The sequence below is a fragment of the Halorussus amylolyticus genome (assembly GCF_004143485.2).
Taxonomy (GTDB): domain Archaea; phylum Halobacteriota; class Halobacteria; order Halobacteriales; family Haladaptataceae; genus Halorussus; species Halorussus amylolyticus.
In genome coordinates this window covers 254,491-275,163 of sequence record NZ_ML974133.1, presented here as the reverse complement: position 1 = coordinate 275,163, position 20,673 = coordinate 254,491, and the positions used below count along the sequence as shown (strand labels likewise).

General features: G+C 65.8%; 23 protein-coding genes. 7 read left to right on the top strand and 16 right to left on the bottom strand.

What is annotated here, in order from left to right:
- Positions 1 to 2: 2 nt before the first annotated feature.
- From EKH81_RS10395 to coaBC, 9 genes are all read right to left on the bottom strand, one after another.
- A complete protein-coding gene (locus EKH81_RS10395) occupies positions 3 to 1,529 on the bottom strand; it encodes a monovalent cation/H+ antiporter subunit D family protein (RefSeq protein WP_132058470.1) in 1,527 nt (508 codons plus the stop codon).
- Positions 1,522 to 1,878 (bottom strand): cation:proton antiporter subunit C, encoded by a 357-nt coding sequence (locus EKH81_RS10390; protein WP_394352040.1) that lies wholly within the window; start codon positions 1,876 to 1,878, stop codon positions 1,522 to 1,524. Before EKH81_RS10390 ends, EKH81_RS10395 begins: the two co-directional genes overlap by 8 nt.
- Positions 1,875 to 2,372, bottom strand: coding sequence for an MnhB domain-containing protein (locus tag EKH81_RS10385; RefSeq protein ID WP_132058468.1), 498 nt, complete (start codon positions 2,370 to 2,372; stop codon positions 1,875 to 1,877). Before EKH81_RS10385 ends, EKH81_RS10390 begins: the two co-directional genes overlap by 4 nt.
- Positions 2,369 to 2,902 (bottom strand): DUF4040 domain-containing protein, encoded by a 534-nt coding sequence (locus EKH81_RS10380; RefSeq protein ID WP_132058467.1) that lies wholly within the window; start codon positions 2,900 to 2,902, stop codon positions 2,369 to 2,371. Before EKH81_RS10380 ends, EKH81_RS10385 begins: the two co-directional genes overlap by 4 nt.
- Positions 2,899 to 3,219, bottom strand: a complete 321-nt coding sequence (mnhG, locus tag EKH81_RS10375) for a monovalent cation/H(+) antiporter subunit G (RefSeq protein ID WP_132058466.1) — start codon at positions 3,217 to 3,219, stop codon at positions 2,899 to 2,901. The genes EKH81_RS10380 and mnhG overlap by 4 nt, the downstream gene beginning before the upstream one ends.
- Positions 3,216 to 3,491 carry a cation:proton antiporter gene (locus EKH81_RS10370; protein WP_132058465.1) on the bottom strand — a complete coding sequence of 92 codons (276 nt, stop codon included), beginning with the start codon at positions 3,489 to 3,491 and terminating at the stop codon, positions 3,216 to 3,218. The genes mnhG and EKH81_RS10370 overlap by 4 nt, the downstream gene beginning before the upstream one ends.
- Entirely contained in the window at positions 3,488 to 4,558 is a 1,071-nt protein-coding gene (locus EKH81_RS10365; RefSeq protein ID WP_132058464.1) for a monovalent cation/H+ antiporter subunit E, read from the bottom strand. The genes EKH81_RS10370 and EKH81_RS10365 overlap by 4 nt, the downstream gene beginning before the upstream one ends.
- Positions 4,559 to 4,980: 422 nt before the next feature.
- The gene (locus EKH81_RS10360; protein ID WP_132058463.1) at positions 4,981 to 5,601 is read right to left on the bottom strand and encodes a hypothetical protein; all 621 of its coding nucleotides are present in this window, start codon (positions 5,599 to 5,601) and stop codon (positions 4,981 to 4,983) included.
- A gap of 73 nt (positions 5,602 to 5,674) precedes the next feature.
- On the bottom strand, positions 5,675 to 6,838 hold the full coding sequence (gene coaBC / locus EKH81_RS10355; RefSeq protein ID WP_132058462.1) for a bifunctional phosphopantothenoylcysteine decarboxylase/phosphopantothenate--cysteine ligase CoaBC: 1,164 nt from the start codon (positions 6,836 to 6,838) through the stop codon (positions 5,675 to 5,677).
- Between the two features lie 201 nt (positions 6,839 to 7,039).
- On the opposite strand from coaBC, the gene EKH81_RS10350 reads away from it, so the two are divergent.
- A complete protein-coding gene (locus tag EKH81_RS10350) occupies positions 7,040 to 7,414 on the top strand; it encodes a DUF7344 domain-containing protein (protein WP_132058461.1) in 375 nt (124 codons plus the stop codon).
- A 221-nt stretch (positions 7,415 to 7,635) separates the two neighbouring features.
- Here the strand turns inward: EKH81_RS10350 and EKH81_RS10345 are convergent, their stop codons facing one another.
- Positions 7,636 to 8,424 (bottom strand): hypothetical protein, encoded by a 789-nt coding sequence (locus EKH81_RS10345; protein WP_132058460.1) that lies wholly within the window; start codon positions 8,422 to 8,424, stop codon positions 7,636 to 7,638.
- A 15-nt stretch (positions 8,425 to 8,439) separates the two neighbouring features.
- Positions 8,440 to 9,213 carry an NAD(P)/FAD-dependent oxidoreductase gene (locus EKH81_RS10340; protein ID WP_132058459.1) on the bottom strand — a complete coding sequence of 258 codons (774 nt, stop codon included), beginning with the start codon at positions 9,211 to 9,213 and terminating at the stop codon, positions 8,440 to 8,442.
- Between the two features lie 205 nt (positions 9,214 to 9,418).
- Between EKH81_RS10340 and EKH81_RS10335 the strand changes: the two genes are divergently transcribed.
- The gene (locus EKH81_RS10335) at positions 9,419 to 11,593 is read left to right on the top strand and encodes a CDC48 family AAA ATPase (RefSeq protein ID WP_132058458.1); all 2,175 of its coding nucleotides are present in this window, start codon (positions 9,419 to 9,421) and stop codon (positions 11,591 to 11,593) included.
- 134 nt (positions 11,594 to 11,727) lie between these two features.
- A complete protein-coding gene (locus EKH81_RS10330) occupies positions 11,728 to 12,192 on the top strand; it encodes a DUF7992 family protein (RefSeq protein ID WP_132058457.1) in 465 nt (154 codons plus the stop codon).
- Here EKH81_RS10330 and EKH81_RS10325 read toward each other — a convergent pair.
- The gene (locus EKH81_RS10325; RefSeq protein ID WP_162224594.1) at positions 12,189 to 13,223 is read right to left on the bottom strand and encodes a DUF7551 domain-containing protein; all 1,035 of its coding nucleotides are present in this window, start codon (positions 13,221 to 13,223) and stop codon (positions 12,189 to 12,191) included. The genes EKH81_RS10330 and EKH81_RS10325 overlap by 4 nt on opposite strands.
- A gap of 95 nt (positions 13,224 to 13,318) precedes the next feature.
- On the opposite strand from EKH81_RS10325, the gene EKH81_RS10320 reads away from it, so the two are divergent.
- A complete protein-coding gene (locus tag EKH81_RS10320) occupies positions 13,319 to 13,798 on the top strand; it encodes an FKBP-type peptidyl-prolyl cis-trans isomerase (protein WP_132058455.1) in 480 nt (159 codons plus the stop codon).
- Positions 13,799 to 13,819: 21 nt separating this feature from the next.
- Here EKH81_RS10320 and EKH81_RS10315 read toward each other — a convergent pair whose 3' ends face one another.
- From EKH81_RS10315 to EKH81_RS10300, 4 genes are all read right to left on the bottom strand, one after another.
- Positions 13,820 to 15,352, bottom strand: a complete 1,533-nt coding sequence (locus EKH81_RS10315) for a sulfite oxidase (protein WP_132058454.1) — start codon at positions 15,350 to 15,352, stop codon at positions 13,820 to 13,822.
- A gap of 112 nt (positions 15,353 to 15,464) precedes the next feature.
- Positions 15,465 to 16,316: a plastocyanin/azurin family copper-binding protein gene (locus EKH81_RS19570; protein ID WP_238392163.1), complete on the bottom strand. Its 852-nt coding sequence runs from the start codon at positions 16,314 to 16,316 to the stop codon at positions 15,465 to 15,467.
- Between the two features lie 130 nt (positions 16,317 to 16,446).
- The gene (locus tag EKH81_RS10305) at positions 16,447 to 16,776 is read right to left on the bottom strand and encodes an EthD family reductase (protein WP_132058453.1); all 330 of its coding nucleotides are present in this window, start codon (positions 16,774 to 16,776) and stop codon (positions 16,447 to 16,449) included.
- Between the two features lie 125 nt (positions 16,777 to 16,901).
- Positions 16,902 to 17,552, bottom strand: coding sequence for a YbhB/YbcL family Raf kinase inhibitor-like protein (locus EKH81_RS10300; RefSeq protein ID WP_202935112.1), 651 nt, complete (start codon positions 17,550 to 17,552; stop codon positions 16,902 to 16,904).
- Between the two features lie 149 nt (positions 17,553 to 17,701).
- Between EKH81_RS10300 and EKH81_RS19345 the strand changes: the two genes are divergently transcribed.
- The 3 genes from EKH81_RS19345 to idsA3 all read left to right on the top strand — a co-directional run bounded on the left by EKH81_RS19345 (position 17,702) and on the right by idsA3 (position 20,571).
- Positions 17,702 to 17,872, top strand: coding sequence for an HEWD family protein (locus tag EKH81_RS19345; protein ID WP_202935111.1), 171 nt, complete (start codon positions 17,702 to 17,704; stop codon positions 17,870 to 17,872).
- Positions 17,873 to 18,161: 289 nt separating this feature from the next.
- Positions 18,162 to 19,514 carry a ribonuclease J gene (locus tag EKH81_RS10295; protein ID WP_132058452.1) on the top strand — a complete coding sequence of 451 codons (1,353 nt, stop codon included), beginning with the start codon at positions 18,162 to 18,164 and terminating at the stop codon, positions 19,512 to 19,514.
- A gap of 1 nt (position 19,515) precedes the next feature.
- A complete protein-coding gene (gene idsA3 / locus EKH81_RS10290; protein WP_132058451.1) occupies positions 19,516 to 20,571 on the top strand; it encodes a geranylfarnesyl diphosphate synthase in 1,056 nt (351 codons plus the stop codon).
- Positions 20,572 to 20,673: the final 102 nt, after the last annotated feature.

The window sequence follows — 20,673 nt, the reverse complement described above, 5'->3', positions numbered from 1 at the left end:
GTTCAGGAGAGGAGACTGGTCACGGTCGATTCGATGAGCTGTTCGTACCCGACGACGCCCGCACCGAGCGCCACCGACAGTATCGCGGCGGTGACCACGAGCGCGTACATCCCGAGCGTCACGCGGCCGGTCGGCGGCGACTCGTCGCCGCCGTCGGCCGCGGCCGGCGTCACGGTGCCTTCGGCAGTCGCGTCGGCCCCGTCGGCGACCACCTCGGGGGCCTCCCGGAAGAACATCCGCTCGACGAGTCGCGCGAAGTACGCCAGCGTCAGGAGCGTGCTGGCGACGATGACTACCGTGAGCCCCCACGCCTCGGACTCGACCGCGCCGAGCGCGATGTACCACTTGCCCACGAACCCGACTGCGGGCGGGACGCCGACCATCGCGAGCGCGAGGACGCCGAACGCCCCCGCGCCGACCGGCATGCGGTCGGCGAGTCCGTCGTAGTCGGCGACGGTCCGCGCGCCGGTCGCGGTCGCGACGATTCCGGCCGCGAGGAACAGGCCGCCCTTCATCAGGCCGTGGCCGACGAGGTGGACGACCGCCCCGACCATCGCGGTCTCGCTCACGAGCGAGACCGCGGCCACGATGAGACCGAACTGTGCGACCGACGAGTACGCGAGCATCCGCTTGACCTCCGACTGGGCGACGGCCAACGCGCTTCCCGCGACGATGCTGACCGCGGCCGCCACCAGCAGGAAGTCCCGCGCGAGCGGATTCGCCGCGAGGAAGTCGGCGGTGAACACGGTGTAGACCACGCGCACGAACGCGTAGGCCGAGACGGTCGAGACGAGCGCCGAGATGAGCGCGCTCACCGAATCGGGCGAACTCGCGTACGCCTCCGGCTGCCACGTGTGGAGCGGGAAGATGGCGACCTTGATGAACAGGCCGACCACGATGAACGCGAACGCGGTCTGGACCAGCGTCGTGGTGTGGCCGACCTCCGCGAGCAGTTCCGAGAGGTGGACCATGTTGAGCGTCCCGGTGGCGATGTAGGCGTAGCCCAGTCCGAGCAGGAACAGCGACGCGCCCACGGTTCCGATGAACAGGTACCGGAGCGCCGCGACCGCCGACCGCCCGCCCTCGCCGGTGGCGACCAGCACGTACGCCGCCAGCCCCGTGATTTCGAGGAAGACGTACATGTTGAACAGGTCGCCGGTGACGCTCAGGCCGGTGAGTCCGGCGGTGAGCAGGAGGTACGCCGCGTAGAACGCGTTCGAACGCGGCCCGGCGACCCTCGCGTAGCCGAGGACGCCGAGCGACACGACAGCGACGAGGACTAGTATCGTCGCCGAGAGACCGTCCACGACGAGTTCGATACCGTAGGGGCTGGTGAATCCGCCGACGACGTACCGAACCGTCTCGTCGAACAGCGCGCGCCGGGCGAGTTCGAGCGCGATTCCGACGTGGACGACCGACCCGGCGACTGCGACGTGCCACCCGGTTTTCCGCCGGACGAGTCCCGCCAACAGTGCGACCACCGACGCGAATATCGGGACCGCGACGGCGATGGGAACGAGGTCACTCATCGTGGCGCACCTCCCGGATGAGTTCGGCGTCGAGCGTGCCGTACTCGGCGTAGATGCGAACCACGAGTCCGAGCGCGACCGCGGTCAGACTCACTCCGACGACGATGGCGGTGAGGATGAGGACGTGGGGGAGCGGGCTGACGTACGGCGGTTCGGCCGTCAGCACGGGCGGGTTCGCACCGTCGAGGTACGCCGCCGCGATGAAGAACAGGAAGATTCCCGTCTGGAACACGTTCATGCCGATAATCTTCTTGACGATGTTGCGATTGGCTATCATCATGTACGCACCGAGTCCCAACACGACGAACGTGACGAGGTAGTAGTACCGCGTCGCGAGCACGTCCATCACGCCGACTCACCTCCCGACGCCCCGGCCGCGATGGCGAAGAACAGGCCGGTGATGATTCCGGAGACGATGACGCCGATGGCGAGTTCGACCAGTTCGATACCGTACTTGTTCGCGTGGTAAATGTCCACCGCGTCGTAGTCGAGGAAGCCGCCGCCAGCCACGACGGTTCCGAATCCGATGACGAGGAACACCAGCACGCCGACCCCGACGAGCGAGACGAGCGTCCGGGGGTCCACCCACTCGCGGGTGGGTTCGATGCCGAACGCGATGCCGAGCATCAGGATGACGGTGCCGACGATGACGCCGCCCTGGAACCCGCCGCCCGAGGAGTCCGCGCCGTGGAACATGATGAACAGTCCGAAGGTGAACACGAACGGCGCGACGACCCGGACCGTCGCCATGATGATGGGACTCTCGACGTACGGCCGAACCGTGCGCTCGTCGGATTCGGTCTCGTCGTTCGACGGCGCGCCGTTCGCGGAGGCGTCGCTCATGCGAACACCTCGCGTTGGAGGACGACCAGAATCCCGACTCCGGCGGCGTACACCACGACGGCCTCCCCGAGCGTGTCGAACCCTCGGTAGCCCGCCAGCACCGCCGTCACCGCGTTCTTGACCTCGGTCTCGGTGTAGGCGTTGTCGAGGTAGTACTGCGTCACCTCGGAGGTGATGACCGGGGTCTCGGCCCCGCCGACGGGCGGGAGCGCGCCGAGCGTCGTCGCGAGGATGCCGACCAGTACGACCGCGACGCCGAGCGCCGGGAGGTCGATTCGTTCGAGCGTGCGCTCGCCCGCCGGACGGACGGTCTTCGCGATGGTGAGCAAGAACAGCACGGTCGTCACGCCCGCGCCGACCGCGGCCTCGGTGAGACCCACGTCGGGCGCGCGCAGAAGTATCCAGATAACCGCGATGCCGAGGCTGTAGGCGGCGAACGCGATGATGGCCGCGAGCACGTCGCGGAGCATCGCGGTCGCGACCCCGCAGGCGAGGACGAACGCTATCAGCGCGAACTCGACCGCGCTCATTCGTCCACCTCCTCGTCGTCGCGGGTCCACGGTTCGATACCTTCCTCGGCGGCCGCCCGCGTGATTGCGTGGGCGGCGGTCGGATTCGTGATGAACATGAACAGCAACAGAAGTACGGTCTTGACCGTCGAGATGTCGGCTCCGAACGTCAGCGCGACGGCGGCGAGCGCCATCCCCGCGCCCAAGGTGTCGCTCTTCGAGGCGCTGTGCGACCGGGTGTAGAGGTCCGGAAGGCGAATCACGCCGACCGCGGCGACGACGGCGAAGAAGACGCCGCCGACCGCCAGCGCCGCGATTGCGATTTCTCGGGGCGTCACAGCACACCACCTCGCTCGACCGTGAACTTCGAGATGGCGATGCTCATCAGGAAGTTCAACAGCGCGTACACGATGGCGATGTCGAGCGCCGAGGGGTCGTCGTTCGCGGCCGCGATGAGCGCGATGATGACCACGATGTTCGACCCGATGACGTTGACCGCGATGACGCGGTCCTGCATCGTCGGCCCGCGAACGAGTCGGTAGACGACCGCGAGCGAAATCAGGACGAACGCCGCCGCGGTCAACAGGAGTACGTCGGCAATAAATGTCATTCGTTCTCACCGTCCGTCGGCTCAGCGGATTCGGTGCGGTCGGCATCGGCCGCCTCCGCGCTGGCGCTTCGCTCGGCCGGACTCGCGATGCGCGCGGCCGACCGGCCGTAGAAGACGAACCGGACCGCCCGCTCTAACGTCCCGCCGAGGAGGTCGTCGCGCGTGTCTGTCGTCAGCGCGTGGACCGTGAAGTGTCGCCGCGACACGTCCACCGTGAGCGTCCCCGGCGTGAGCGTGATGCTGTTGGCGAGCACCGTCGCCGGGAGTTCGGACCACACCGCGGCGTCGAACTCGACCATCTCGGGGTCGATGGGGAGGTCCGGGTGGAGGACGACGTACGCGATTTGGAGGTTCGCCTTCGCGATTTCCCACAGCAGGAACGGCGCGTACACGGCCATCCGAGCGATGCGGGCGAGGAGTCGGGGCACGTTCGCGAAGCCGCTCAGCGAGATTCGCCAGAGGAGGCTCGCGACGATGAGTCCGCTGAGGGCACCCGTCGCGAGGTCGAACGTCGAGAGGCTCCCCCCGATGAGGAGGTAGAAGCCGAACGACCAGCAGAACAGCACCACGAACTGGCCGAGTCCGGCTCGGCGGACGATGGGGAAGCGCCGAGTCGGGCGCTCGACCGGCGCGACTTCGACCTCGAAGCCCGCCCGTTCGAGTTCGTGTTCGAGCGGGGGCAACAGCGGCGTCATGCCGAGAGGGTTGAACTCGGGGTCGAGCAACACCGTGTCGATGTCGTTTCGGGTCGCGTACCGACGGAGTACGTCGGCGTAGTCGCCGGGGTTGAACAGGTACTCGTTTCGCCCGACGAACGCGGTTTCGACCTCGACGTCTCCGGCGTGGTCTCCGAGGTCTTCCGCTATCCACGCGTCCACTCGGTCGAGGAGTTCGTCGGCCTCGTCGGGAAGCCCGTTCTCTCGGACCCGCTGGGCGACCGGATAGACGAAGTGAATCGCCGGTCGGTGGCTCTCCAGCGCCTCGATTGCGCGGTCCGCGGCGTACGCGACCGTGTTTCGGAGCGTACTCGATTCGCGCACCGGCACCAGAATTCGGGCCTCGGTCATTGCAGTGGCTCTCGGGGCGTGACTCTCTCGGAACGACGATACACCTGTGCGTGTCCGACCATCGTAGATACTCTGTTTGAGTAGGGCGGCCAGTGTCTAAAGATTGCTTCGGTTTTCGAACCTCGGCGTAGTCGTAGGAATACGAACAAAGCGTCTCGACCAAAATACGCTTGGTCGTTTCGTCAGGACTCTGCCCTTCGATTCTCGCGAGGCGGGAACGTCACTCGTCGTTACTGCTGCGGAGTTTACGCGCTACAGTCTTCGCCGCAGTGAGCGGGCCAAGGTCGGGTGAGTTCGACATTCGCATCGGTTTCGCCGACCCCTTACGCGACCGATCTGAATTTTCGCCACTCGAGGTCATGATTCTATTTTAGGATTCTTCGGCGTCTGATATAAATGTTTTGCCCTCTTTGGTCCCAGCATTACTCCGTGTACATCTGGGAGAATATCCAGTCTGCCTTCCAAATAACGAGATTTAATATGACCAGTCCAAACACGGATAGGATAAAGAAACCCTTCGCAGTGTACGTGTCGTAGTACCCAAGGAATGTAACCGCGCCACCACCGACGAACAGGATTACGGAATCGAGGAGGGCCGCAATTGCGATAGTGATGAAGTATGCGTTGAACTGACCGACGTTACGGTTGTGGATTAGGGCCCCCCGATACACTTCGCGGAGTTCCCGTTCAAGGTCGGCTGAGGAATCGTATCGGCCGAATTTCGAGTCTTCGATGATGTCCGGACCGATGCCGATGTCGTACGAAGTGGAGGTGTACGTCATCGCCGCAAAAACCGTCGAAAGCAGCAACGAAACGAGCGCAGCGACCGACCACACATTAATAAATTCGTTCTCGGGAAGTTCGGGATTGTTTACCATCAGCGTAAACACGGTGAGGAGGAGACCGGCCAGCAAAAGGTTTAATCGAAATATCCCGATGGCTTTTCGGTCTACATTCTCGTTCCGGTATATCTGCTTGTCGAGTGTCTCACGCGCCTCCTGACAGATGCGACCGCAAACTTCGCCGCCGTTATCCTCCGTCATCGGATACCTAATCTGAAATCCCGACTGACAAAATTCTTCCTGTTTCGCCTTGAGATTTACCTTGAACGGCCGTCTACGGCGTCTTCAATTCCACCGCCAACTGCTCGGCCACTTTTCTCCCTAACTCGGCTTTCGTCCCCTCGTACTCGCGGACGCTGTTCTCGCGGACGAACAGCGTCCGCGTCTCGTCGTCGCCCATCACGCTCGCGTCGTTGGCGACCACGAACGAGAGGTCCGCCCGCCGAAGCGTCTCGCGGGCTTTCGCGACCATCGAGTCATCGTCGCCGGAGGTCTCGGCCTTGAATCCGACGACGGGAACGTCGCTCTCTGCACGGACCGCGTCGATGAGTTTCGGGGTCGGCGTCAAATCGAGCGAGAGGTCCTGTCCCGACCGAATCTTCTCGTTGCTAGCCTCGACCGTGTAGTCACCGATGGCGGCGGCCGAGACGACCGCGTCGGCCGCGCCCGCACTCGCCCGGTCGAGGACCGCGTCGAGCATCTCGGCGGCGGTCTCGACGCGTACGGTTTCGGCGTAGGGCACGTCTCCGCCGTCGTGCACCAACGTCACGTCCGCGCCGAGCGCGTAGCACGCGCGTGCGACCGCTCGACCGGTCTTGCCCGACGCGCGATTCGTCAGGACCCGCACGGGGTCGATTGGCTCGCTCGTCGCGCCGCTCGTGACGACGACGTTCGCGCCGTCGAAGACGTCGGGCGCGGTCGCGCGAGCGACCGCGAGCGCGACCGCGTCCTCGGTCGCGATTTTGGCCTTCCCCTCCTCGACTCGGGGCGCGACGAACTCGACGCCCCACGACTCGACGCGGTCGATGGCGTCGAGCACGCCGGGGTGGTCGTACATGGGTTCGTGCATCGCGGGCGCGACCACGACCGGCACGTCCGCGCCGAGCGCGGTGGTCGCGGTCGTCGTGACCGGCGTGTCGTCGATGGCGGCCGCCATCTTCCCGACCGTGTTGGCGGTCGCCGGAGCTATCAGAAACACGTCGGCCCACCCGTCCCGACCGCAGAGTTCGACGTGTTCGACTCGACCGGTGATTTCGGTGACGACCGACTCGCCGGTGGCGAACTCGACCGCCCACGGGTGGACGATGCCGGTGGCGCTGTCGGTCATCACCGCCCGGACCGACGCGCCGCGCCTCCGGAGTTCGTGGGCCAACTCGACTACCTTCACCGCCGCGATGCTGCCCGTCACGCCCAACGCGACGTTGACTCCCGAGAGCATTGCCGGACGTTCGGAGCGTGTCACGTTAAATTGGTGGGGGTTCACTCGAAGGTCCGGTTCGCGGCCGTCACGCGAACTGTGCCGGAGCTATTAAAAATAGAAATCGGGCATTGAAACAGTTGCAACGGTCGGGACGCCCGGGCCGAACGCACCGGGAGCGAACTCCCGGTTGATATACCCCCGACACCACGGGGTGAGTGTATGACAGAACGCATCCTCGCGAACGAACCGGCGGCCGACGTGAGCGCGACGTTCGACCTGCTGGCGAACGCCCGTCGTCGCGGCGTCCTCTACGCGGTCGGACGCGACGGCGCGGCGACCGTGGCCGACTTGGCCGAGCGCATCGCTGCGTGGCAGGGCGACGAGGAGGGACCGTCGCCCGAAGCGGTTCACACGTCGCTCGTCCACGCTCACCTCCCGAAACTCGAAGACGCGGGCGCGGTCGAGTACGACCGCGAGCGCGACGTCGTGACGCTGACCCCGCGGGCGGCCGACCTCGAACCGTACCTCCGGCACACGAGCGAGCGGGAGTCGTCGCCACCGGCCGGGGCCGACGTCTCGCGAGCGAACGTGTGAAGCCGGGAAGGTGAACTCAGATATCGTCGGGAACCCACACCACGGGGACCTGCGGGAGGTCGAAGGACACGTCGATTCGAAAACCGAGCACCACGGTGGCGATACCGAGCACCACGTGCGGGACCAGCGTGAGCGCCCGCGTCGTCCGTGATGTCGTCCATTCGTTCCGGGGTTCGAATTCGGAACGGAACTGCGCTTGCGTTTCGGAAGTGGACCCGACGCTACGGTTCGGCCGACGAGTCCGACTCGGGAAGGAAGCGAACGAGATACGCTTCGACGGCGTCGAAGTCGTCGCCGGGCACCACGAGTTCCACCGGGGGCCGACCGAAGAGTGCCCGTATTGCTCTCTCCGAGAGCGAATCACCGTCGCGCCACGACAGTTCGATGCGGTTCCGGGTTTCGTCGGCAGAGACGGCGGTAAGCCGAGTCAGGTCGTGACACGAGTGGCTCGTAAACGGGCGTTCCTCGGCGCTCGCCGGGCGCTCGGCGTACACGCAGAGGTCGGGACCGTCGAGTTCGAAGTACGTTCCGCCGCGCTCCCAGCCGATGGACGGACCGTCGGGAACGACCGCGCCGACTCCGGCGGCGGCGTCCGAAAGCTCGTCGAGCAGACCGGGGTCGTCGCAGTCGAACTTCCCGACGTGGCTGTGGCTCGTACTGGCTGTCACGACCGCCTCGAACCCGTTCCCGGCGAAACCGAGCGCCGTCACGGGGAGGCGGCCGTCGTCGTCCATCTCAGCGAGCACGGCGTTCACGGCGCGCTCGGCGTCGGGGAGCTGACCTTCTCGCTCCGTCACGTCGTCCCCGAACGCCGCCCGGTTCGGCGCGACTAAATCGAGTTCGGTGACGGCTTCCGGGACGCCTTCGCGAACCGTCGAGTGGACGACGGCGCGAAGTTCGGTCGCGAGGTCGCACAGATTCGAAATCACTGTGCGCTTGCACTCGGTGACGCCTCCACCTCTCGTAGCGACGATGCGATGGGTCGCCTCGAACTCGTCGTAGTGGTCCATGACGTGGCGAGCGATTCAGTCCTCGCTCGCGACGCTCGGGTGCTGTTCGGGCTTCTCGTCGTGGGGCGACTCGAAGTACTCGGCCATCACTTCGAGCGACTCGTCCTCGCGCTCGCGGCGCTCGGCCTCGTCTATCTCCTCGCACCCCGGCGGGACGTCGCGGTCGCGCCCGGTGAAGTAGCCCTCCGGAGCGACCCAGTCGTGGTAGAACGGCCGGTCGTCGTCCTCCAGAAGCGCGACTGCGACCTCGGTACCGTGGCCCGCCGCGACCGCGGTCTGGTGGGGCTTGCCCGCGATTCGGCCCGCGGCGTAGACGCCCTCCTTGCCCGTTCGCCCCCGGTCGTCGATTTCGACGAACGTCTTGCCGCGGTCCACGAGTTCGACGCCCGGCAGGGGTTCGAGGTAGTCGGTCGCGTTCTTGGTCGCCGCAACCACGTACGCGGCGCGGTGGCTCTCACCCGCCGCGGTCACGATTGCGAAGCCGTCGCCGGCCTCGCGGACCGCCGTGACCGTGGTCTCCCGGAATGTGCACCCGGCCTGGGCGGCTTGGTCGGAGAGCATATCGAGGAACAGCCGAGAGTTCACCCCGGCCGGGAAACCGGGGACGTTTTCGAGGTGGGCGTTCCGCCGGAGAATCGAGCCGCCGCCGTCGAAAATCGCGGTTTCGAGACCGTGGCGCGCGGTGTACACCCCGGCCGAAAGGCCCGCGACACCGCCGCCGACTATCGCCACGTCGTACTCCGTGAACTCGTCTTTCGTGGATTCGTCTTCCGTGGGTTCTTCTGGCATGAGTGAGGGTTGCATTCAGGAGAATACAAAGTGTGCGATTTCGGTTTTCCTGCCGCGCCTGTGCGACAATCCCTGTGCCGCGCCTGTGCGACAATCCCCGTGACGATTCTCGCGCTCCTCGGATTCCGAACACGGCTACTCGCACTCACCGACCCCCACGTTCGAAGGGGGAATCCTCAAGACGGTAGAGCTACGACGGTCTGACATGAGCGCGAAAGGTTCCGCGGCGGTCGAACTCACCGTCCAAGGCGCGGAGAAGCGGGACGCGGGTCGAGGAATCGCCCGCATCCCCGAATCCGCCCGCGCGACGCTGGGCGTGCTGAGCGGCGACACTGTGGTCATCGAAGGCGAACGCGACACCGTAGTGAAGGTCTGGCCCGCGGGCGCTGGCGTCCGGTCGGGCGTGGTCCAGGTAGACGGCGAGACCCGTGCGAACGCCGGGGTCAGCATCGGCGACGGCGTGACGGTCCGGAAAATCGCGGTCGAAGACGCCCGGAGCGTCACGCTCTCGCCGACCGCGACGTTCTCGGCCGACGACCGCGACACGCTGGAGACCGCGCTCAAGCGCGCGCTCCGCGACCGACCGGTCAAGGAGGGCGAGCGCGTCCGCATCGAGCGTCTCGGCGACTCCGGAACGTTCCACGTCACGGCCACCGACCCCGACGGCGTGGTCCGGGTGTCCTCGGACACGCGCGTCTCGGTCTCGCTCGACGGCGAGACCGAGCCGACATCGATTCCGGTGACGAGCGCGAGCGACGACGCATCCCAGAAGCCGACCGGCGCGACCTACGAGGACATCGGCGGTCTCGAAGAGGAACTCCGGCGGGTGCGCGAGATGGTCGAACTCCCGCTGTCGAACCCCGCGCTGTTCCGGCGACTCGGCATCTCGCCGCCGAAGGGCGTCCTGCTGTACGGCCCGCCGGGGACCGGCAAGACACTCATCGCGAAGGCGGTCGCCAACGAGGTGGACGCCCACTTCATCACCATCTCCGGCCCGGAAATCATGAGCAAGTACAAGGGCGAGAGCGAAGAGCGGGTCCGGGAGGTGTTCGACCGCGCCCAGGAGAACGCCCCGACCATCATCTTCTTCGACGAAATCGACGCCATCGCGGGCAAGCGCGACGAGGAGAGCGACGTGGAGAACCGCGTGGTCGCCCAACTCCTGTCGCTGATGGACGGACTGGAATCGCGCGGCGAAGTCGTCGTCATCGGCGCGACCAACCGCGTGGACTCCATCGACTCGGCGCTCCGGCGGGGTGGTCGGTTCGACAGGGAAATCGAAGTCGGCGTGCCCGGCGAGGCGGGGCGGCGCGAGATTCTCGACGTTCACACCCGCGGGATGCCGCTGGCAGACGACGTGGACGTGGGACGACTCGCCGCCAGCACCCACGGCTTCGTCGGTGCGGACCTCCACGCGCTCTCGACCGAGGCCGCGATGGCGGCGCTCCGGCGGGCGCGAGACGCCGGGGCCGACGACGCCGCCCTGATGGACGTCGAGGTGACCCGCACCGACTTCGAGACGGCGATGGCGTCGGTGGATCCCTCGGCGATGCGGGAGTTCGTGGCCGAGTCGCCCGAAATCGACTTCTCGGCGGTCGGGAACTTGGACGAGGCCAAGCAGACGCTGACCGAGGCGGTCGAGTGGCCGCTCGCCTACCGGAGCCTGTTCGAAGCGACCAAGACCGAACCGCCCGCCGGAATCCTGCTCCACGGCCCGCCGGGCACCGGCAAGACCCTGCTCGCGCGGGCGCTGGCGGGCGAGAGCGACGTGAACTTCATCCACGTCGACGGGCCGGAACTCCTCGACCGCTACGTCGGCGAATCGGAGAAGACGGTCCGGGAACTGTTCGAGCGCGCCCGGCAGGCGAGTCCCGCCATCATCTTCTTCGACGAAATCGACGCGCTCGCCGGTAAACGGGGGTCCGGAATGGGCGGCGGCGCGGAGGTCAGCGAGCGCGTGGTCTCCCAACTCCTGACCGAGATGGACGGCCTGACCGACAACCCCAACCTCGTGGTCCTCGCGGCGACGAACCGCCGGGACGCGCTCGACCCCGCGCTGCTCCGACCCGGCAGACTCGAAGAACACGTCGAGGTGCCCGCGCCCGACGCCGAGGGGCGGAAGGCCATCGTGGCGGTCCACGCCGACGACAAGCCAATCGGCGACGACGTGGACTTGGACGAACTCGCGGCAGACCTGGAGGGGTACACCGGCGCGGACCTCGAAGCCGTCGTCCGGGACGCCTCGATGCGCGCGATTCGAGAGGCCGCCGAGGCGTGGGGGGTCGAGCAGGCCGACGCGAACGCCCACGAGATTCGGATTCAGCAGAAGCACTTCGACGCCGCCGTCGAGAAGATTCGGCCGACCCTGACCGAGGAGTGAGTGCGGTCAACCTCGAGCGACGGCTGACTCGCCTGCGCTCGCGCCGGAGCGCGAGCGCAGGCGGCCGAGCGGGCTACTATATCCGGACTACCACATCGGGAACGCTTATCGGCGTCCCGTGCGTACCGGCGGGCATGGGACTCGACGTGTCGGTTCCGGACCCGCCGGAACTCGGAGACGAAACGGATATGCAGGAGTACGACGACGTTGAGATTCGCGGCGACACCGACTACCGCCGGTCCGAATTAGAGACGTTCCTGCGCGAGGGCGCGTGGGGCCAGGCGTTCGGCGAGTGGACCGAACACACCGACCTCGAAGCCGACGAGTACGCCATCGTCCGCGACCTCGGCCTGATTCAGGAGTTCGACTTTTTCTGGGACGATTTCGCCGACCGCGTGGGGTATCACGCCCCCGGTATCTCCGAGGACTGGAAGGTCAAGGAGTACCACGAGGACCTCGACTCGTGGAACACGGTTTCGGGCATCAACGCCGCGATGACCGAACTCGGCCAAATCGTCTGCGACGTGCTGGAGACCGACTACATCGACTGGGAGGCCGAGTACGAGGCCCCCGACGACCTGCCGGATTTCGACACCTAATCCGTCGTCGGAACCGCGTTCGCGACTCCCGCCGCCCTGTCGGCACCGGCGGTGACGACGCACTGCCACGACCGGTCGCCGACGGTTCGAACGTCCGTGACCGCGAGCGTTCGGTCCGGGAGGTGACGGAGGAGTTCGACCGCGAGCGGAAGCGTCGGCAGGCGACCGCCCGACCGGTCGAAGGCGTAACCGTCGAGCGTGACTCGCCACGACCGACTCGCACCGGATTCGCTCCGAGGCGTGACTGCGTAGTCGCCCACCAACGAGAGACCGTCGAACCGCGCGAGCGTCGCGGTCACCGGGTCGTTCGCGCGTTCGCGAATCCCGAGCCTGTCGGCCGCGCCTTCGAGGACCTCGGCCTGCTGGTCGGGCGACAGTCGGGCGTCGAGTTCGGTCGCCATCGTCGAGAGGAGGACGAGACAGAGGTCGTCGGGGTCGGGTATCGCCTCGGCCGAGTGGAGGTAGGCGTCCATCGTCCCGCGCTCTGCGTCCCTGTGACCGAGTTCCGACAGCGACTCGAACGTCGCGGCCGCCACGTCGTGACAGAAGTCGAGGGTAGTTCCGGTGTCGCCGGTGGTTCTGCCGTCGGCGATAGTTCCGCCGTCGCCGGTAGTCTCGGCGTCACCCCGGTCAATCGCGGCGTCGTCCTCCGACTCGGAGGACGACGCCGCGCGACCCGGGGGTGCCGGGACCCCCGGGTCGTGCACCGGGCGATGGGGGGGGGGCGCGGCCCCCCCCCCTCGCCCCGGGGCCGCCCCCCCCCCCCCCCCCCCCCCCCCCCCCCCGCGACCGGGGTCTTCGGAGACCACGAGGTCGTAACAGGGGAGTTGCGGGTCGTACTGCCGGAGTTCGGCCCGGTAGGCGGCCGCGGCCCGCGCGGCCTCGGCCGCCCCCTCCCGGTCGGGGAATCGTTGTCCCGCGACCGGGACGGGTCGCTCGCCGGTTCGAGCGCAACTGACGAAGTAACGTCCGGTCTCCGTGCTGTACTCCACGATTCGCTGGCGCAGTTCTCGGAGCGTGCCGCCGACCATTTTAGGCTAACCTAAATTCTGGCGGGGTAAATAAGTATAGGGTCGGCCCCGTCCCACCCCCCGAACTCAAGGCCGAGGGCGTCGATTGGTATCGTATGGCTTCCGAAGGGGAGATAGCGGTCGTCCACTTTACGGGACGTATCGCGGAGGGTGAGGACGCGGGGGAGGTTTTCGATACGACCGACGTGGATGTGGCGCTCGAAGAGGGAATTTATCACGACCACCGCGACTACAAGCCGCTCAAGTTTCGAGTCGGCGACGGCAACGTCCTCTCGGGGTTGGAAGACGCGGTTCGGGAGATGACGGTGGGCGAGGAGCGAACGGTTCGACTCGACCCGGTCGACGCCTTCGGCGAGTACGACGACGACCGAATCGTCGAGCGTCCGCGCGAACCGCTCGAAGAACGGAGCGATTCGGCCGCCGAAGTCGGAGAACTCGTTCGCGCTGAAACCGGCGAAACCGGATGGGTGACTCAGACCGGCGACGAGACGGTCACGATAGACTTCAATCACGAACTCGCTGGCGTCCCAGTCGAGCTAACGGTGAAACTACTCGATAGTTTCGACGACGAGTGAAAAATCGGCGCGGTCGAACGCCTACGTGGTTGTCGTCTCTTCGACCACCGTCGCGGTTTCGGTCGTTTCGGACTCCGTCGTTTCGGTTCCCTCCTCAGCAGTCGTTTCAGTCTCTTCTTCAGCAGTCGTTTCAGTTCCCTCCTCGGTCGCTTGCTCGTCGGCCGCGACCGTGACGGTCACGCCGTGGGGTTCGTACGCCGTCGCACAGTAGCCGCCCTGATTCCACGGGAACTGGTCGTCGGTAATCTCGACCAGTTGCTCGTCGGGGTCCGAGATGGTCGCGGGCTGAGTCCGACCCTCGCTGTCGGTCGCCCGCGAGTAGACGGTGTACTCGCCGGGGTCGGCGTTCCAGGCGTACCGGAACTGCCGCCACGAGTAGGGATTCTCGACCGGGCCGAAGAACTCCGCCTCCTCCCAGCTTTCGCCTCCGTCGGTCGATACTTCGACCGCCTCCACGTCGTCGTCGCCCGCCCACGCAACTCCGAGAACTTCGACGGTGCCGCCCGGACCGGGCGTGACGGTCGCTTCTTCGCCCGGATAGCCGATTATCGACTTCACGATTTGGTCGTAGATGTACGGGTGGCGAATCTCGTCGGATGCCATCTGGTCTTCGATGTCGAACACGTCGATAGTTTCGAACTGCTCGGTTTCCTCGTCGATGGGCGTGAGCCGGTAGGAGTACTGCTGCCAGTGAGTGTACAACTGTTGGTCTCCTTCCTCCCACTCCTCGCCGTACACCATCATGTCCATGACGTGCATTCGGTCGACCCACTTGACGTTGTTGTTGCCGAACCACCCCGGGACGAGGAGTCGGACCGGGAATCCGTGGTCGCCGGTCATGGGTTGGCCGTTCATCTCGTAGGCCAGCAGGCAGTCGTCCATCACCTTCTCCATCGGGATAGAACGCGTGAAGATGTCCTCGCCCTCCGGGGCCTCGCCCCCCATGACCGACAGCCACATATTCGATTCGGTGTTCGCGCCGTACTCCTCCAAAATCTCGCTGATGGGCGTGCCGGTCCACACGGTGTTGCCGACAGCGCCGAACGTCCACTGATTGCCGCCGACCTGCGGGTCGAAGTACGCCCGACCGTTGCCCGAACACTGCATGGTGTGGGTGACGCTCTCGGTCGAGTAGCCGTGTCGTATCTCCTCCATCGATAGTTCGACTTCCTCATCGACCATGCCGGTGAGCGAAACGGTCCACTCGCTCTCGTCGATGTCGGGCGTCGCGTAGTGGTTTCGGATGTAGTGTTCCTCCCGCGGCGTGATGTAGCTCTCGTAGGTCGCCCGCGCGGCGGCCTCGGCGTTCTGTGGGTCCTCCGAGAGGATCCGAAGCCCCGGATACTGCTCTTGGAGACTCGGTTCGTCGTCTCCGGCCGTCGTGGTTTCTCCTCCGCCCTCCGTCGTCGTTTCGTCGTCCTGTCCCCCGACGTTGCTCGAAAGCACCCCGACTCCGGCGAGCGCGCCGCTCGCCATCAGAAACCGCCGCCGGTCGAGATACTGCTGTCGCCGCGTCTGTTCTCCCGTGTCGTCTTCCCCCTGGCCCCCAGACATACACCATGTGTACCGCCAGCAACCCGTATAAGCGTCCGGCTGACGTGCAAACTGAACGACGTTTAATCGAACGCGCCGTTCTTCAAACTATTCGACGCGTAACTGAGAGAAGTTACTCAGTGACGACCACCGTCCCGACCATACCTTGGCCTGCATGCGGAACACAGACGTAGACGTACGTGCCAGGCGTCGTGAACGTGTGTTCGTAGGTCTCGCCGACTTCCATCACCATGAACGACCGCGACCCCTCGTAGGTGGCGAACGGCTCTGCGCCGTCGGGGAGTTCGACCTTGCTCGACGCCTCGGGTTTGGCGCTCACGTTGTGGCCCTCGCTCTCGGCCGTCCAGCGAACCGTGTCGCCGACCGAAATTTCGACCTCTTCGGGTACGAAGCGCAGGTACTGCCCCTCCGGGCCGACCGCGACTTCGGTGACGCCTCCGCCCGAGGCGGTCGTCTCGCCGTCCTCGGTGGTTTCTTCATCCGTCGCAGTTTCGCCGTCGGCCGTCGTTTCCTCGGATTCGGCGGTCGTTTCAAATCCCCCGCCGAGTTCGACCGTGCCGACCATCTGTTCGGGATGGAACTCGCACCGATACGCCGTCGTCTGCTCGCTCGCCTCGAAGACGACTTCGCGGGTGGCCCCGACCTGTCGAGCCGATTCGGTTCGGTCGCCGACGTTTCCGGCCTCGTCTTCGAGATGCCACTCGTGTTCTTCGCCGTCGAGATTTATCCAGACGAGTCGGTACGGTTCACCCGCCCGAAGTGCGAGCGTCGGGTTCTGCTCGCCCTCGAGGCTCGCCGGAGCGAGGCCGTACCAGCCGGATGTTCGCGCGCCAAGAACGATAGGCGTCGCGTCGGAAGCGGTGGTCGTCTCCCCGTCGTCGGTCGCGGTCGTTTCCTCCTCGGTCGTCGTCTCCTGTGCGCCAGCAATGGCCCCAGTTCCGGTGAGCGCGGTTGCCGCACCCATCGCACGGAGAAATGTGCGGCGCGTGCCGCCGGTTTTCGTGCGATTTGCCGAGTTCTCCGTCGGATTCGCGTCGTTTCGGTCCCCCATGACGCGAGTACTGTCGGCGTTTCCGAGCAAAAGCGTTCGGGCGCTATTCGTCGAAGTCGTCCAACTGAACCGTCTCGTCCACAACGAGCGTCGGTCCGGCGTCCATGTCCACGAACTCGGCGGCGTCGGCCTGAACTTCTTGGCCCACCTCGGAGTCGAACGCCGCGCCGATGGCGGCGGTGTCCTCGAAGTAGAGTTCGAGCAGGCCGTCGTAGCCCGCCTTCTCGTGGTCTTTCGGGACCGACGTGACGTACTTCTGGAGGCCGGGCAACTGCTCGGCGAGGTCGGCGTGGTCGCCCTGCCAGCGCTCGACGAACTCCTCGTGCGTCAGGCCCTCCTTTCGGACGAGCAAATCGACCAGTTTCACGGTCATAATTTCACCCGCGACGGCCGCGAACTTCGGTCTATCGGTCCGCGATTTTCGGTCCGTGGTTTTCGTCTCGGAGTTTTCGGTCCGAAGCGGACCGCGCGCGGTCCGCTTCGGACCGAGTGTGTGATTTACTGGTCGGCGCGCTCGTACTGGCCGACGTACTGGTCGCGGTCGATTGCTCGCGGAATCACGGCCTCGAGGACCTCCTCGTACTCCGCGCCGGGGTCTAAGCCCGGCGACTCCTCCAGCGCGTAGAGCGTGAACAGGTAGGTGTGTTGCGGGTCGTTTTCGGGCGGACACGGCCCGACGTAGCCGAGTTCCCCGGTGCCGTTCGCGCCCTGCGCCGCGCCGTCGAGCGCATCGACGGTCTCGCCCGGCGAAACGTTCTCCGGAATCTCGCCCGCATCGACGGGAACGTCCCACAGGAGCCAGTGGACGAACGGCGGACTCGGCGCGTCGGGGTCGTCCATCACCAGAGCGAGCGACTCGGCTTCCTCGGGCACCGACTCGATTCGGAGCGGCGGCGACAGATTCTCGCCGTCGCAGGTGTACTCGGTCGGAATCGTCCCGCCGTTCTCGAACGCTGGAGACGAAATCGAGACGCCGTCGGTTTCGGCGGTCGTCGTCTCCCCCTCTGCTATCGTTTCGCCATCAGTCGTGGTCTGTTCGCCGTCGGTCCCGGTCTCTTGCTCGCCGCGGACCCTGCTCGCGCCTGCGTACCCGCCGACCCCCATCGTCGCGGCCCCCGCGGCCGAGCGCAGAAGCGTGCGTCTGCGCATGCGACCGGTTTCCACGCCGACCGTGAAATACGTCCGGGCCTCCGCGAATCGTTCGACCTCTCGGCGGCGACACACGTCTCCGAACTGGGTGGTGGCAAATGCTGATGCAGGGGTCTAATTTAAGTATCCTTGTTCCCACATAGCATGCAATGACGACGCTAGATCCGCCGAAGAAACGAGAGTGTCACCGGTGCGGCCGAGAGGAGGCGTGGGACGACGCGAAAGTAAACTGGACGATTGCTGCGGACGAGTCCATCGGCGACACGTTCTGTATCCACGAGTGGAACATCACCGGGGCGTACTCCCCGGTTCGAGACTGACGCCGTTACACCGACGCCCAGCTCGTTTCCGTTCTCCTGACGATTCTCTTCGTCAGCGTTCTCCGACGACTCGCCGAATCCCGGCAGTTTTTATTACCGGGACGCGTAACCCCGTCATAGACCGAGAATCGCGGGTTCGTGGCCTCGCCACCGCGCGGTCCCACCGACGGCTGTAAGACGCCGGGGCCGGGACCCCGTCGCCGCGAGTGGATTTCGGTACGTACGGACGCCGCGCCGCGTGGCTTCGCGACGAAGACGCGACGTGGCTTTGCGTACAACAGGTGAAACTATGGAAATCGAAATTGCAACCATCGGCGGTTACGAAGAAGTCGGACGACAGTGTACTGCGGTTCGAGCGGGCGACGACGTGGTCATCTTCGACATGGGACTGAACCTCTCGAAGGTGTTGCTCCACGACAACGTGGAGACCGAGAAGCTTCACAGCCTCGACCTCATCGACATGGGTGCGATTCCGGACGACCGCGTGATGTCGGACCTCGAAGGCGACGTGCAGGCCATCGTGCCCACGCACGGCCACCTCGACCACATCGGGGCCATCTCGAAGCTCGCACACCGGTACAACGCGCCAATCGTCGCCACGCCGTTCACCATCGAACTGGTGAAACAGGAGATTCAGAGCGAGCAGAAGTTCGGCGTCGAGAACGACCTCGTCAAGATGGACCCCGGCGAGAAGATGACAATCGGCGACTCCGGGCAGGTCGAGATGGAGTTCGTCAACGTGACTCACTCCATCATCGACGCCATCAACCCCGTCCTCCACACGCCCGAGGGCGCAGTCGTCTACGGTCTCGACAAGCGGATGGACCACACGCCGGTCATCGGCGACCCCATCGACATGAAGCGGTTCCGCGAAATCGGCCGCGAGGGTGAGGGCGTTCTCTGCTATATCGAAGACTGCACCAACGCGGGCCGGAAGGGACGCACCCCGAGCGAGTCGGTGGCGCGCCGCCACCTTCAGGACGTGATGACCTCGGTCGAGGACTACGACGGCGGCATCGTGGCGACGACGTTCTCCAGCCACATCGCCCGCGTCAAGAGCCTCGTCGAGTTCGCGAAGGACATCGGCCGCGAACCGGTGCTGCTCGGTCGGTCGATGGAGAAGTACTCGGGCACCGCAGAGCGCCTGAACTTCGTGGATTTCCCCGAGGACATGGGGATGTTCGGCCACCGGAAGTCGGTGGACCGCACCTTCAAGCGAATTATGAAGGAGGGCAAGGAGAACTACCTCCCCATCGTCACGGGCCACCAGGGCGAACCGCGCGCGATGCTGACCCGGATGGGTCGGGGCGAGACGCCCTACGACCTCGAGGACGGTGACAAGGTCATCTTCTCGGCCCGCGTGATTCCGGAGCCGACGAACGAGGGCCAGCGCTACCAGTCCGAGCGCCTTCTCAAGATGCAGGGCGCGCGCATCTACGACGACGTTCACGTTTCGGGCCACCTCCGCGAGGAGGGCCACTACACGATGCTCGACGCGCTCCAGCCCCAGCACGTCATCCCGGCCCACCAGGACATGCCCGGCTTCTCGCCCTACGTCAATCTCTGCGAGAGTCAGGGGTACAAGCTGGGTCGAGACGTTCACGTGACGAGCAACGGGAATATCATCCAACTCGTCGAATAATATGACAGACGCGAGCGCCGAGACGCTAGAGGAGCAGGTGTTAGGGGCGGTCGAACAGCGTCGCGAACTGGTCAACGACGCCATCGTCGAAGACCTCCCCGTCGAGGAACCCGAACGCCTCTACGAAGCGGCTCGCTACCTGCTCGACGCGGGCGGCAAGCGTCTGCGTCCGACCGTGCTGTTGCTGGTCGCCGAGGCGCTCGCGGACGCGGACTCCGACGCGGCGGCGTATCGCGCGTTCCCAGACCTCGACGGGAACGCGGTGGACGTGATGAGCGCCGCGGTCAGCATCGAGGTCATCCAGTCGTTCACGCTCATCCACGACGACATCATGGACGACGACGACCTCCGGCGGGGCGTTCCCGCGGTCCACCGGGCGTACGACACCGAGACCGCGATTCTGGCGGGCGACACGCTCTACTCCAAGGCGTTCGAAATCCTGCTGAACGCCGACGCTCCCGCCGACCGCGTCGTCGGCGCGATGGACGTGCTGGCGACGACGTGCACCGACATCTGTGAGGGCCAGGCCCGCGACATCGAGTTCGAGGAGCGCCCCGACGTGCTCCCCGAGGAGTACCTCACGATGATAGAGGACAAGACAGCGGTGTTGTACGCCGCGGCGGCGTCGATGCCAGCCATCCTGCTCGGCGCGGACGACGAGACCGTCGAGCAGCTCTACCGGTACGGCATCGACGTCGGCCGGGCGTTCCAGATTCAGGACGACGTGCTCGACCTGACGGTCCCGAGCGAGAAACTCGGCAAACAGCGCGGGAGCGACCTCGTGGAGAACAAGCGGACCATCATCACGCTCCACGCCCGCGAGCAGGGCGTGGACGTGGATTCGCTCGTCGCCACCGACAGCGTGGAAGCCGTCACCGAGGCCGAAATCGAGGAGGCGGTCGCGGCGCTCGAAGACGCCGGGAGCATCGACTACGCCAGCGAGAAGGCCCGAGAGTTGGTCGAGCGCGGAAAGGACCGACTCGAAGTGCTGCCCGAGAACGACGCCCGAGACCTGCTCGAAGGCATCGCGGACTACCTCGTCGAGCGCGACTACTGAGTCGGGCACGGCTACCGACTCAGTCGCGACTACCGAATCGGAATTCTGCCGACGAGCGCGTGAACGCGCTCGTCGGCGGAAACGGATGGAGACCGAAAAACG